13 protein-coding genes are annotated in these 12,880 nt (G+C 70.9%); 9 read left to right on the forward strand and 4 right to left on the reverse strand.

The annotated features are described in order from the left end of the window. Positions 1-180 precede the first annotated feature (180 nt). From E0500_RS10830 to E0500_RS10840, 3 genes are all read left to right on the forward strand, one after another. Complete coding sequence (locus E0500_RS10830; RefSeq protein WP_131563727.1) at positions 181-522, forward strand: YbaB/EbfC family nucleoid-associated protein; 342 nt, start codon at positions 181-183, stop codon at positions 520-522. Positions 523-644: 122 nt separating this feature from the next. Next, a complete protein-coding gene (gene recR / locus E0500_RS10835; protein ID WP_131563726.1) occupies positions 645-1,244 on the forward strand; it encodes a recombination mediator RecR in 600 nt (199 codons plus the stop codon). Then, positions 1,237-1,896, forward strand: coding sequence for a DUF5063 domain-containing protein (locus tag E0500_RS10840; protein WP_131563725.1), 660 nt, complete (start codon positions 1,237-1,239; stop codon positions 1,894-1,896). The genes recR and E0500_RS10840 overlap by 8 nt, the downstream gene beginning before the upstream one ends. A 71-nt stretch (positions 1,897-1,967) precedes the next feature. On the opposite strand, the gene E0500_RS10845 is transcribed toward E0500_RS10840, so the two are convergent. Then, the gene (locus E0500_RS10845) at positions 1,968-2,687 is read right to left on the reverse strand and encodes a sulfite exporter TauE/SafE family protein (protein WP_131563735.1); all 720 of its coding nucleotides are present in this window, start codon (positions 2,685-2,687) and stop codon (positions 1,968-1,970) included. A gap of 410 nt (positions 2,688-3,097) precedes the next feature. Here E0500_RS10845 and E0500_RS10850 point away from each other — a divergent pair, with 410 nt between their 5' ends. The 4 genes from E0500_RS10850 (at position 3,098) to E0500_RS10865 (ending at position 7,710) form a co-directional block, all read left to right on the forward strand. Further along, positions 3,098-4,390 (forward strand): aspartate kinase, encoded by a 1,293-nt coding sequence (locus tag E0500_RS10850; protein ID WP_131563724.1) that lies wholly within the window; start codon positions 3,098-3,100, stop codon positions 4,388-4,390. Beyond that, positions 4,390-5,466 carry an aspartate-semialdehyde dehydrogenase gene (locus E0500_RS10855; protein ID WP_131563723.1) on the forward strand — a complete coding sequence of 359 codons (1,077 nt, stop codon included), beginning with the start codon at positions 4,390-4,392 and terminating at the stop codon, positions 5,464-5,466. Before E0500_RS10850 ends, E0500_RS10855 begins: the two co-directional genes overlap by 1 nt. Positions 5,467-5,869: 403 nt before the next feature. Next, positions 5,870-6,445: a SigE family RNA polymerase sigma factor gene (locus tag E0500_RS10860; RefSeq protein ID WP_131563733.1), complete on the forward strand. Its 576-nt coding sequence runs from the start codon at positions 5,870-5,872 to the stop codon at positions 6,443-6,445. Further along, a complete protein-coding gene (locus E0500_RS10865) occupies positions 6,442-7,710 on the forward strand; it encodes a hypothetical protein (RefSeq protein WP_258572735.1) in 1,269 nt (422 codons plus the stop codon). Before E0500_RS10860 ends, E0500_RS10865 begins: the two co-directional genes overlap by 4 nt. A 62-nt stretch (positions 7,711-7,772) precedes the next feature. Here the strand turns inward: E0500_RS10865 and E0500_RS10870 are convergent, their stop codons facing one another. Further along, complete coding sequence (locus E0500_RS10870) at positions 7,773-8,492, reverse strand: SDR family oxidoreductase (RefSeq protein WP_131563722.1); 720 nt, start codon at positions 8,490-8,492, stop codon at positions 7,773-7,775. 186 nt (positions 8,493-8,678) lie between these two features. Between E0500_RS10870 and E0500_RS10875 the strand changes: the two genes are divergently transcribed. Next, positions 8,679-9,407 carry a hypothetical protein gene (locus E0500_RS10875; RefSeq protein ID WP_131563721.1) on the forward strand — a complete coding sequence of 243 codons (729 nt, stop codon included), beginning with the start codon at positions 8,679-8,681 and terminating at the stop codon, positions 9,405-9,407. Here E0500_RS10875 and E0500_RS10880 read toward each other — a convergent pair. Both E0500_RS10880 and E0500_RS10885 read right to left on the reverse strand, forming a co-directional pair. After that, positions 9,404-10,213 (reverse strand): SURF1 family protein, encoded by an 810-nt coding sequence (locus tag E0500_RS10880; RefSeq protein ID WP_131563720.1) that lies wholly within the window; start codon positions 10,211-10,213, stop codon positions 9,404-9,406. The two genes, E0500_RS10875 and E0500_RS10880, sit on opposite strands and share 4 nt — an antisense overlap. A gap of 86 nt (positions 10,214-10,299) precedes the next feature. Further along, positions 10,300-10,725, reverse strand: a complete 426-nt coding sequence (locus E0500_RS10885; RefSeq protein ID WP_399118942.1) for a nuclear transport factor 2 family protein — start codon at positions 10,723-10,725, stop codon at positions 10,300-10,302. A gap of 116 nt (positions 10,726-10,841) precedes the next feature. Between E0500_RS10885 and E0500_RS10890 the strand changes: the two genes are divergently transcribed. Next, complete coding sequence (locus tag E0500_RS10890) at positions 10,842-12,665, forward strand: prolyl oligopeptidase family serine peptidase (RefSeq protein ID WP_181586953.1); 1,824 nt, start codon at positions 10,842-10,844, stop codon at positions 12,663-12,665. Positions 12,666-12,880 lie beyond the last annotated feature (215 nt).

A 12,880-nucleotide genomic window follows, 5' to 3' on the forward strand; every position in this document is an offset into this window, starting at 1 on the left:
CCAACGGGTGGCGACGGCGGCGCTTTCGCCGTTTTTCCGCCCGGACGAGGGCCTTGATCAGGTATGGGATCTCCGGCAACCTCACCCGAAAGAGTGCTTGGGCGACGGCCACACCGACCACGTAGGCTCGTGCCAGGTGAGAAACAGCCAGCAAACAAAGACCCGCAAAGGGAGCTGATCGTGATCCCCGGTGGTGGCCAGCCCAACATGCAGCAGTTGCTGCAGCAGGCCCAGAAGATGCAGCAGGACCTCGCGAACGCGCAGGCGGAGCTCGGCAGTACCGAGGTGGAGGGCCAGGCGGGCGGCGGCCTGGTGAAGGCCACCGTCACCGGCTCCGGCGAACTGCGCGGCCTGGTCATCGACCCGAAGGCCGTCGACCCGGAGGACACCGAGACCCTCGCCGACCTGATCGTCGCCGCGGTCCAGGCGGCGGGCGACAACGCCCAGAAGCTCCAGCAGCAGAAGCTGGGCCCCCTCGCCCAGGGCCTGGGTGGCAGCGGCATCCCGGGCCTGCCGTTCTGAGGACGGCGCCCGGCGCCGGCGCCCTCGGGTGACTTCCGCGCGACCCCCGGCCTGCCTTCCTCAGACGGGCGGAAGCCAACTACCGTACGAACTGAAAGACTCCACGAAGGGCAGGCAGTCCGTTGTACGAAGGCGTGGTCCAGGACCTCATCGACGAACTGGGGAGGCTCCCCGGCGTCGGTCCCAAGAGCGCGCAGCGGATCGCCTTCCACATCCTCCAGGCCGAGCCGACCGACGTCCGCCGTCTCGCGCAGGCGCTCATGGAGGTCAAGGCCAAGGTCCGCTTCTGCGCGACCTGCGGGAACGTGGCGCAGGAGGAGCTGTGCGGCATCTGCCGCGACGCGCGCCGCGACCCCGCGGTGATCTGCGTCGTGGAGGAGCCGAAGGACGTGGTCGCGATCGAGCGCACCCGTGAGTTCCGCGGCCGCTACCACGTGCTCGGTGGAGCGATCAGTCCCATCGAGGGAGTCGGCCCCGACGACCTGCGGATCAGGGAACTGCTGGCCCGGCTGGCCGACGGTACGGTCACGGAGCTCATCCTGGCCACGGACCCGAATCTGGAGGGCGAGGCCACCGCCACGTACCTCGCCCGCATGATCAAACCCATGGGCCTCAAGGTCACCCGCCTGGCCAGCGGCCTCCCGGTGGGCGGCGACCTGGAATACGCGGACGAGGTGACTCTCGGCCGTGCCTTCGAGGGGAGACGACTCCTAGATGTCTGACGCCACGCTGCACGCGACCGACCAGGACCCGGACAACTTCGCGGTCCAGATCGCGGACCAGGTAGAGAGCTTCCTCGTCGCCGTCATGGAGGTGGCGAAGGGCGACGAGCCGGAATCGGCGGTGCCCTTCCTCCTCCTGGAGGTCTCCCAGCTCATGCTGGCCGGCGGTCGTCTCGGCGCGCACGAGGACTTCGTGCCGGAGGAGCGCTACGAGCCGGACCTGGGCCCGGAGCCGGACGTGGACGAGCTCCGCGAGAACCTGGCCCGTCTGCTGGACCCGGTCGACGTCTACTCCGAGGTCTTCGACCCGTACGAGCCCCGGAAGGCGCCGGTACCGGCCCGTATCTCCGACGACATCGCCGACGTCATCACCGACCTCCGCCACGGCATGGCCCACTACCGCTCGGGCCGTACGACGGAGGCCCTGTGGTGGTGGCAGTTCTCGTACTTCTCCAACTGGGGCTCGACGGCGTCGGCGACACTCCGCGCCCTCCAGTCCCTGGTGGCCCACGTCAGGCTGAACCAGCCCCTGGCGGAACTGGACGGCCTGGACACCGACCACGGCATGGGCGACGAGACCCTTGAGTTCGAGGCCGGCGCGGTGATGGCGGAGGAGATCGCGGGCCCGCTGGGGCTGCGCAAGGTCAAGTAACTCCACCCGACGCCGGGCTCGGTCGGCCGAGCCCGGGCGGGGACGACCAACTGGGTCAGCCGGTGGCCGGGTCACCCCAGCCCCGCGACACCTTTCCCCAGCGTGCTCACCCCTCCGGCCAGCGCGAGCAGCAGGACGAGGAGCCGGGCCCGTTCCTCCGGTACGCGCCCCGCGAGCATCCTCCCGGCCACCGCACCCACGGCCATGGCACCGGCGGTCAGGGCCCAGACGGGTGCGGCGAGCCGGGGCAGCCCGTTCGACGCGACGGACACGGCGTTGACGAGGACCCCGTAGAACTGGGCGTTCGGCACGAACTCCCGCATGGTCCATCCGGCGTTGAGGCCGTAGAGGGACACGGGCGGACCGCCGACTCCGGCCGCGGAGTTCATGAACCCGCCCACGCCTCCGGCGACGACGGCCCCTCCGCCGCCGCGCAGTGCGGTCACCCGTGCGCCGCGCATCACGAACACGACGGCCACGGTGACGAGGACCCCAGTGGCCGTCATCAGCGTGGGCTCGGACAACCGCCGCGCCACCCACGTCCCGGCCGGCACCGTGCACACGGCCGCGGCGCACAACGGCACCATGGCGGCGAGCCGTACCCGGCGCCAGCCGTCGGCAAGCCCGACGGCACTGATGATCCCGGCGGCGCAGTTCGCGAGCACGACTCCTTCGGCCGGGCCCAGCACGAGGACCAGGGCGGGCACGGCGACGAGGGCGAAGCCCATACCGGTGAGCCACTGCACCGAGGAACCGAGCAACACGATCCCGGCCAGCAGCAGTTGGCCCATCCACCCGTCCGTCACGGCTCGGGATCCTGCCCGGCCGGGTGGGCGTGATCAATACCTCCGCCCGCGCTCGGCTCTCCGCCGAACCGCTGCGGCCGGGCTCACCGGGCTCACCGGGCTCACCGGGCTCACCGGGCTCGCGGGGCTCGCGGAGCTCGCCGAGTGTGACTCAGGGCACTTTTTCGAGTGGTGCGCATGGTCCTGGGCAGGTACCGGTCCGGAGCGGCCGGATCTCTCCGAGTGAAAACCGGCGGACGCGAGGCGGACGCCGGGAGAATTCCGGGATGATCACAGCGTGAGCGGGACATCTCACCATGCGATACCCAGGAAGGGATATTCGGCCGCTCGATAGACTGAGCCGACCGCAGTACTTGTGTATGTGCGGACCGAGACGGACTGAGCGAGGAGCGCACGTGGGCCTTGTCGTGCAGAAGTACGGAGGCTCCTCCGTAGCCGATGCCGAGGGCATCAAGCGCGTCGCCAAGCGGATCGTGGAAGCGAAGAAGAACGGCCACCAGGTGGTCGTGGTCGTTTCCGCGATGGGCGACACGACGGACGAGCTGATCGATCTCGCCGAGCAGGTATCCCCGATGCCGGCCGGGCGTGAGTTCGACATGCTGCTGACCGCCGGAGAGCGGATCTCCATGGCCCTGCTGGCGATGGCGATCAAAAAGTTGGGCCACGAGGCCCAGTCCTTCACCGGCAGCCAGGCAGGCGTCATCACCGACTCGGTCCACAACAAAGCCCGGATCATCGACGTCACGCCGGGCCGCATCCGGACGGCGCTGGACGAGGGCAACATCGCGATCGTCGCCGGGTTCCAGGGCGTCAGCCAGGACAAGAAGGACATCACGACCCTCGGCCGCGGTGGCTCGGACACGACCGCTGTCGCCCTGGCCGCGGCCCTCGACGCCGAGGTCTGCGAGATCTACACGGACGTCGACGGTGTCTTCACCGCCGACCCGCGGGTCGTGAAGAAGGCCCGTAAGATCGACTGGATCTCCTTCGAGGACATGCTGGAGCTGGCGGCGTCCGGCTCCAAGGTGCTGCTCCACCGCTGCGTGGAGTACGCCCGCCGGTACAACATCCCGATCCACGTCCGCTCGTCCTTCAGCGGACTGCAGGGCACGTGGGTCAGCAGCGAGCCACCCGTACAAAAGACGCAGCAGCAAGGGGAACAGAAGGTGGAGCAGGCCATCATCTCCGGTGTCGCGCACGACACCTCCGAGGCCAAGGTCACGGTCGTCGGTGTGCCCGACAAGCCGGGCGAGGCCGCCGCGATCTTCCGTGCCATCGCCGACGCCGAGCTCAACATCGACATGGTCGTGCAGAACGTGTCGGCCGCGTCGACGGGCCTCACGGACATCTCCTTCACGCTGCCGAAGACCGACGGCCGCAAGGCGATCGACGCGCTGGAGAAGGCGAAGCCGGCGATCGGCTTCGACTCGCTGCGCTATGACGACCAGATCGGCAAGATCTCGCTGGTCGGCGCCGGTATGAAGACCAACCCGGGCGTCACGGCCTCCTTCTTCGAGGCGCTGTCCGACGCCGGGGTGAACATCGAGCTGATCTCGACCTCCGAGATCCGTATCTCGGTGGTCACCCGCGCCGACGACGTTCCCGGGGCCGTGCGCGCCGTGCACACCGCCTTCGGGCTCGACTCGGAGAGCGACGAAGCCGTCGTGTACGGAGGCACCGGCCGCTGATGTCCGAGGATGCCGGGCGGACCGGCAGGCCGACGCTCGCGGTCGTCGGAGCGACCGGGGCCGTCGGCACGGTCATGCTCCAGATCCTGTCCCAGCATGCGGACATCTGGGGCGAGATCCGTCTGATCGCCTCGCCGCGCTCCGCCGGCCGCAAGCTGGCCGTGCGCGGTGAGGAGGTCGAGGTGGTGGCCCTGACGGAGGAGGCCTTCGACGGGGTCGACGTCGCCATGTTCGACGTACCGGACGAGGTCTCCGCACAGTGGGCGCCCATCGCCGCGGCCAGCGGCACGGTCGTCGTGGACAACTCGGGCGCCTTCCGGATGGACCCGGACGTGCCGCTGGTGGTGCCGGAGGTCAATCCGCACGCCGTCCGGCTGCGCCACCGCGGGATCATCGCCAACCCCAACTGCACGACCCTCTCCATGATCGTGGCGCTGGGCGCGCTGCACGCCGAGTTCGGACTGCGCGAGCTGGTGGTCTCGTCGTACCAGGCGGTCAGCGGCGCGGGGCGGGAGGGTGTCGAGACGCTGCGGAGGCAGTTGTCGCTGGTCGCCGGTACGGAGCTGGGGACGCACCCCGGTGACGTACGGCGGGCCGTGGGCGACGGCACGGGCCCGTTCCCGGAGCCGGTCGCTCTGAACGTCGTCCCCTGGGCCGGTTCGCTCCGCGAGGACGGCTGGTCCTCGGAGGAGATGAAGGTACGGGACGAGTCCCGCAAGATCCTCGGGCTGCCCGAGCTGCCGGTCGCCGTGACGTGTGTGCGGGTGCCGGTGGTGACGACGCACTCGCTGACCGTCCACGCCCGCTTCGAGGGCGAGGTCACCGTCGACAAGGCGCGTGAGATCCTCGCCACCGCCCCCGGCGTCGTCCTCTTCGACGACCCGGCGGCCGGCGAGTTCCCGACGCCCGCCGACGCGGTGGGCACCGACCCGACCTGGGTGGGCCGCGTCCGCCGGGCCCTGGACGACCCCACGGCCCTCGAACTGTTCGTCTGCGGCGACAACCTGCGCAAGGGCTCCGCCCTGAACACGGCCCAGATCGCGGAACTGGTGGCGGGCGAGCTCGGCGCCTCGTAAGAGCGACCGGCCACATCGGACATCCGGACCACTTGATACAAACGCTCAGACGTTCGAAGATTTTCCTCCCCGTCCCCCGCAACCGCGCGGGGGGCGGGGAGCGTCTTTGCGGACGCCCTTCGGGGGGCCGGACGCCACTACACACGGGCACAGGGGAAGAGCTGGTACGCATGCGGACATGTGACACGCGGTCCGTCACGCTGTCGGACAGACCGTCGGACGCGTCGGCGGAGGTACGGCCTGACACAAACGTGACGGCCGTCGCGTACAACCCTCACGGGGGGACGCGTGTCCAACAAGCGTGGCAGAGGTACTCGACTTCACCGCGGTACAGGCGAGAGGCACGGCCCTGCGGCCCCCTCGCAAGGCCGCCCGTCCCCGCATGTCCGGCACGTCCGGCGGCATGCCGGTGATCGCCCCCATGCCCGCAGCGCGGCCCGCCCGCATACCGAACCAGCGCGACGGCGCCGAGGAGACCACGGCGGCGGGTACCACCGTCGACCATCTCACCGAGACCTACCGCGCCCACTACCGGTCGCTGCTCGGTCTCGCGGCGCTCCTCCTCGACGACACCGCGTCCTGCGAGGACGTCGTCCAGGAGGCCTTCATCCGCGTGCACTCCGCGCGCAAGCGGGTGCGCGACCCGGAGAAGACGCTGGCGTATCTGCGCCAGACCGTCGTCAACCTGTCCCGCTCGGCCCTGCGCCGCCGCATCCTCGGTCTGAAGCTGCTGACCAAGCCGATGCCGGACATGGCGAGCGCGGAGGAGGGCGCGTACGACCAGTTGGAGCGCGACTCGCTGATCAAGGCGATGAAGGGGCTCCAGCGGCGGCAGCGCGAGGTCCTCGTCCTGCGCTACTTCGCCGACATGACCGAGGCGCAGGTCGCCGAGACGCTCGGCATATCGCTGGGCTCGGTCAAGGCGTACGGCTCGCGCGGCATAGCGGCCCTCAGAGTCGCCATGGGGGCACCGGCATGAGCGAGCACGACGAGCGCGAAGCGCAGGACGAGCGTGAACCGCAGGGCAAGCGCGAACCGTATGAAGACCATGAACTGCACGAACTACACGACGAGCGTGAAGACCACGCATCGCACGCTGGGAACAGAACTGTGAATCACGGCCCGGACGAACAAGGTCAGGGTCCCACGGACCAGGACGGCGAGGGACTCGGCTCGGGCCGCCGGAAGCTGGAGGCCCTCGTCTCCGGAGCCGACGGCTCGGACGGTCATGGCGGCCCGGGTGACGAGGGCGGTCCCGACGGGCTCGGGTCCGACGAACTGGCGCTGCGCCGGATGCTGCACCAGGCCGTCCTGGAGATCGAGCCACGGGACGGCACCCTGGAGCACCTGCGGCGTGCGGTGCCGGCCCGCCGGGCCCGCAAGCGGCACGCCGTCGTCGGCCTGGCCGCCGCCGCGCTCTTCGTCGGCACGGCGATCCCGGCCGTCGTCCACGTCTCGAACTCCACCGGCTCCAGCGCCGACCCGTCCAACGTGGCCAACAGCTCGCAGGCGCAGGGCGGCGCGGCCCAGGACAAGGGCCGCGGCAGCGGCGCCGGCTCACCGGACGGCTCCAGCGGTTCCGCCGGCAAGGAGACCGGCAAGGACGGCGGCAAGGACAAGGACGACCCGGACAAGGGTGCGACCGGCGGCGGCGCCACCGGGCCCGCGCCCAGCGCCTCGCCCGCGAGCACACCGACCTGTACGGCGGCCGAGCTCGGCGGTACCTCGGCGAGCGTGGCGTCCCCCGACTCCAGCGGCGCGGTGTACGGCAGCTTCCGCGTGGCCAACGTCTCCGGCACCAGCTGTGCGGTCACCGGTCCCGGCACCGTGAGCGTGACCGCCCAGGGCGCGGCCGACTCCTCCAAGATCTTCGTCGCGGACCACGTGGCGGGCGACGCGGCCGCGGGGCTGCCCGACCCGTCCGTGTCCGCCGCCCAGATGGTGCTGCAGCCGGGCGCGGCGTACGTGGTGAAGTTCGCCTGGGTGCCTTCGGAGACGTGTCCCACCGTCAGCGATCCCGACCCGTCGCCCGAACCGTCGCCCACCGACAACCCTGCCACCGCCGACGGCTCCACGACCGAGGGCAGTGGCACGGCACCCCAGCTCTTCATCGCGGACGGCGTCGCCGACGGCAGCGTCGTGGTGTCCCACACCACCGCGGTCGGCACACCGGCGACCCCGACCACGGTGGCCAACGCCTGTGCGGGCACGGTCTACCGCACGGGGCTGCTCCCGGGCTCCTGAGCTGAGCCGCGACCCGGCGCCGAGCGCGCCGGGCCGGGCCGCCCGGGTCCTCCCGAACCGGGTCAGGTGAGCTGGACGCCGCCGTCGACGTCGACCACGGAACCGGTGGCGTAGCCGTTGGTCATCAGGAACAGCGCGGTCGAGGCGATGTCCTCGGGCAGGCCGACGCGTGCGACGGGCACGCTGGCGATGTACTGGGTGAGCAGCCGTGTCTTCACGTCCTCCGGGACGTCGTCGAAGGCGGGGGTCTCGACCAGGCCAGGGGCGATGACGTTGACCCGCACCGGGGCCAGGTCGACTGCGTTGGCCCTGCCGAAGGCCTCCAGGGCGGCGTTGATCGCGGCCATCATCGGGCGTCCCGGACCGTGCTTGCGGCTCGCGATGCCTCCGATCAGAACGATCGAGCCGTCCTTCGCGATGCGGTCGGCCGCGGCTCGTACCCCCTCGTAGGCACCCCAGAACTTGGTGTCCATGAACTTGCGCGCGGCAGCGGAGTCCAGTTCCCGCACGGTGCCGAGGGCAGTGGTGCCCGCCGACATGGCCAGGTGGTCGAAGGGGCCGACACGGTCCAGGAGGGACTCGATCGAGGCCGCGGAGGTGATGTCGGCCTGCTCGGTCGCTATGCCGGGGGGCACGTTGCCCGCGGCACGCTGAGGGTTGCGGCTGGCTGCGGTGACCTGGGCCCCGGCCGCCAGGGCGCGCTCGGCGATGGCGAGGCCGATGCCGGAGGTGCCGCCGATGACGACTACATGCTTGCCGGCCAGGGGGCTGGCGATGCTCATGAGCGATGTCCTGTTCTCGGGTGGGCGATCGTCCGGGCGGACCGTACTTCCCGGCGCCTGCGGATCGGTTTAGCGCGCTCATGCCAACAGGCTCGGCCCGGTGGGAGGTTGGGGCACGACAGACAACACCGCCTGATAGCCTGCGATCTTCGCCGGTCACCCGGACGGAGTCCCCGGCAGGTCGCCATGTCCCGTGCCCAACGGCAGCTCACGGCAGCTCTCGACGCCCTCGACCGCGCCTTCGCCTCCGAAGAGCCCTTCCCCGTCCAGGGGTGCACGTACTGCTACGGCGAAGGGGGCATTGCCGAACTCTCCAAGCCGCTGCACCTGATAGCCGAGGACATGGTGTCCTCAGTCGCCTCTGAAGTACCCAGCCACTGGGACGACTTCCCGCGTCTCTACCGCCGTCTTGCCCCGCGCATCGTCCGGTCCGTCGTCACCGGTCGGCTCCACGTCGACGAGAACCTCATTGCCACGCGCCTGATCGAGGCGGGCTGGAGCACCTGGGACGCACCCTTGGCGGGTGCCCTGCGCGATGTCTGGTCGGCCTGGTGGGAGGCCACCCTGCACACCCACCCCAGCCCCGTCTCCGTGAGGGACACCCTCAGCCTCATCACTGTCGTCACCGGCGGAGTGCGCCCCTGGCTGGACATGTGGAACGGCACCCGCACCCCGGCCGCCGACGCCCATCTGACGGACTTCATCGACGACGTGTTGTTCGAGTTCCAGATCGTCGACCTGCACATGGGCTTCTACGACGAGTACCACGCCGCTCCGGAACTGCTGGACTGGCTCCTCACGGACGTACGCGACCGCCTCGACGACGCACGCCTCGACGACCCGTACCTCTTCGAAGCCCTTCAGAAAGCCACTCGGATTACTCGCTCCGCCCGGGAGGCCACTCACTCCGCCTAGGAGGCCGCGGTTTCCCGAGCGGGCTCGGCCTCCCGCGCCGGCGCCTCGCCGTCGACCAGACCCAGCTCCGCGTCCCGGACGAACTCCACCTCGCGGCGCAGCAGACGGAACCACATGAAGACCACGAAGCCCGCGAAGACGAACCACTCGCCGGTGTAGCCGAGGTTCTGGAACGCCTTCAGGTCCAGGCCCGTGTCCTGGGGCGCGGCCGCGGGGACGGCCTTCATGCCCGAGTCGCCCTTGGTGAGGGTGATCCACGCGTCGTACACGTCGTACGGCACGAGGTTCACCAGTGAGGCCGCGCTGATCGCCCCGGTCTGGCCCTCGGGCAGCCCGCCGGTCGTGCTCACCCCGTTCGAGCCCGGAGTCTCGGACGCCTGGAGCGCGCCCGTGACCGTGACCTCGCCCCGGGGGGCGGCGGGCGCCTTGGCGGCGTCCGCGTCACCGGGCAGCCAGCCCCGTACGACGGGCAGTGCCCTGCCGTCGTCGGTGCGCAGCAGCGTCAGCACGTAGTACCCGGACCGGTCGTCCAGCTTGCGGCCGGGCACCAGCAGCTGCCTGCCGTACTGTCCCGTCGCGGTGGTCTGTCTGCCGGACGTCTCCTTGTCGACGGGGAGCAGCTCGTCCAGCGGCCGGGCCGCCTCGCGCTTCGCCGACTCGGCCTGTTCGCCCGCCGAGCGGTGGTTGTCCATGCGCTCCTCGAACCGCCCCAGCTGCCATGACCCCATGAACAAGCAGAAGGGGATGGCCAGCAGCACGAAGACGTTGATCCCCCACCATCGGGGCGTCAGCAGGAACCGGTACACCCCGCCAACGGTACGGGGCGGGTGCGGGGCGCCGGATCGCGGGGTCGGCGCCATTCGTTCAGTGTCGCCCGGTCGGTACCGCTCGTTCAGTACCGCTCGGTCAGGTGTTCCCGGCCCGTCGGCGGCTCGTACGGCTCGGGCCAGAAGTCGGTGACGGAGGCTATCCGGCCGTATCCGTCTCCCGTGAAGAACGAGACCGCGTGCATCTCCGCCGGCCCCGTCGTGACGTGCATCCATGTGACGACCTGGTCGGATTCGGCGACGATGCGCTCGGTCCGTACGTGCCAGTCGCCCGGGTACTCGCGGTTGAACCGCACGTACCGCTCGCGGCCGGTGATGCGCTCCCGTGTCTGCGGCAGTGTGTACACCACGTCCTCGGCCAGTGTGCTCTCGAACGCGGTCCAGTCCCGGGCCTCGGCGGTGGCCCAGAACCGCTCGACGGCCCCGCGCAGATCGGTTCTCGGCACGCCGGGCATCGGACCGCCCGCCCGTGAGGTCATGTCGGAGGTCATGTCGCGAGTGTGCACCCATCCACTGACAATCGACCCTGACCTGCGAGGACGAAAAGTTTTCCACAGGCTGGGGGCCCTTGGCGGCGGAAGTCCGGGCGGGCGGGCACTATGGGGCCATGACCGAGACCAACCGATCCACCCCGCAGGAGCAGACCGGGTCGATGCCCGACTGGGAGAAGCGCTTCCGCGCGCCCAGGGTGTCGCTGCCGGACTGGGCGGAGGACGCACCCCACCGTTCGCTGTTCGTCTCCAACGCCACGGGGACGTACGAGCTGTACGCGTGGGACCGCGCGACGGCCGAGCAGCGCCAGGTCACCGACCGGGCGAACGGCACGACGGACGGCGTGCTCGCACCGGACGGCGAGTGGATCTGGTGGTTCGACGACAAGGACGGCGACGAGTACGGCGTGTGGCGCCGCCAGCCGTTCCACGGCGGGCCCGACGAGGAGGCGGTGCCGGGCCTCGCACCCTCCTACCCGGCGGGGCTGGCCATCGGCCGCGACGGCCGTACGGCGGTCGTCGGGCGCTCGACGGACGAGGACGGCTCCACGATCCACCTCTCCGGGCCCGGCACGGACCCGGTGGTGATCTACCGGCACCGCGAGTCGGCCGGTGTCGGCGACCTCTCGCACGACGGCTCGCTGATCGCGATCGAGCACACCGAGCACGGCGACGCGATGCACTCGGCGCTGCGCGTGCTCCGGCCGGACGGCACGACGGTCGCGGAGCTCGACGACACCAAGGGCGGCACGGTCGAGCTGGGCCTGGAGGTGCTGGGCTTCGCGCCGGTCGAGGGGGACACACGGCTGCTCATCGGCCATCAGCGGGGCGGCCGCTGGGAGCCGCTGGTGTGGGACGTCGCGTCCGGCGAGGAGACCGACCTGGGGCTCGCGGCACAGCTCGACGGCGACCTGAGCGCCGAGTGGTACCCGGACGGTTCGGCGCTGCTCGTGGTGCACAGCTTCGAGGCCCGCAGCGAGCTGTACCGCTACGAGCTGGGGACCCGGGCGCTGGAGCGGCTCCGGACGCCCAGGGGCACGGTGTCGGGGGCGACGGCCCGCCCCGACGGCAGCGTGGAGTACCTGTGGTCGTCGGCCGCCGAGCCGCCGGTCGTGCGCTCGACCTCGGGCGGAGCGGTCCTCGACCCGCCCGGCTTGACGTCCCCGGGCTCGCTGTCGGTGGAGGACGTGTGGGTGGAGGGGCCCGGTGGCCGCGTCCACGCGCTCGTCCAGCGGCCGGCCGGAGTACAGGGCCCCTGCCCGACGGTCTTCGACATCCACGGCGGCCCGACCTGGCACGACAGCGACGCGTTCGCGGCGGGCCCGGCCGCGTGGCTGGACCACGGGTACGCGGTCATCCGGATCAACTACCGCGGCTCCACGGGCTACGGCCGCGCCTGGACGGACGCCCTGAAGCACCGGGTCGGCCTCATCGAGCTGGAGGACATCGCGGCGGTACGGGAGTGGGCGGTCACCTCCGGCTTCGCGGACCCCGCCCGGCTGATCCTCACGGGCGGCTCCTGGGGCGGCTACCTGACGCTGCTCGGGCTCGGTACGCAACCGGACGCGTGGGCCCTGGGCATCGCCGCGGTCCCGGTCGCCGACTACGTCACGGCGTACCACGACGAGATGGAGGCCCTGAAGGCCATGGACCGCACGCTGCTGGGCGGCACCCCCGAGGAGGTTCCGGAACGCTTCGAGGCGTCCTCGCCGCTGACGTACGTCGACGCGGTCAAGGCGCCGGTCTACATCTCGGCCGGCGTGAACGACCCGCGCTGCCCGATCCGCCAGATCGACAACTACGTGGGGCGCCTCCAGGCCCGGGGCGCGGTGCATGAGGTGTACCGGTACGACGCAGGACACGGCTCCCTGGTGGTCGACGAACGGATCAAGCAGGTGCGGCTGGAGCTGGACTTCGCGGAGAGGCACCTGCCGAGGTAGGCAGAGGCACCTGCCGAGGTGGACGAGGGGGATCTCTCGACCCGCCCCACCTCGTCCCTCCCGTCCTGCTCCCGCCCCTACCGTCCTCCCTCTCCCGTCCCGGGCCCGCCCCTACCGTCCTGTCCCCGGGCCGGCTGTTGCCGGCCCGGGGCGGAGAGCGCTGACCAGGGAATCCTCTGCCCCGGGCAAAGAATCCGTCACAGAGACTCCCCGCC

The sequence above is a fragment of the Streptomyces sp. KM273126 genome, from assembly GCF_004337435.2.
Taxonomy (GTDB): Bacteria; Actinomycetota; Actinomycetes; order Streptomycetales; family Streptomycetaceae; genus Streptomyces; species Streptomyces acidicola.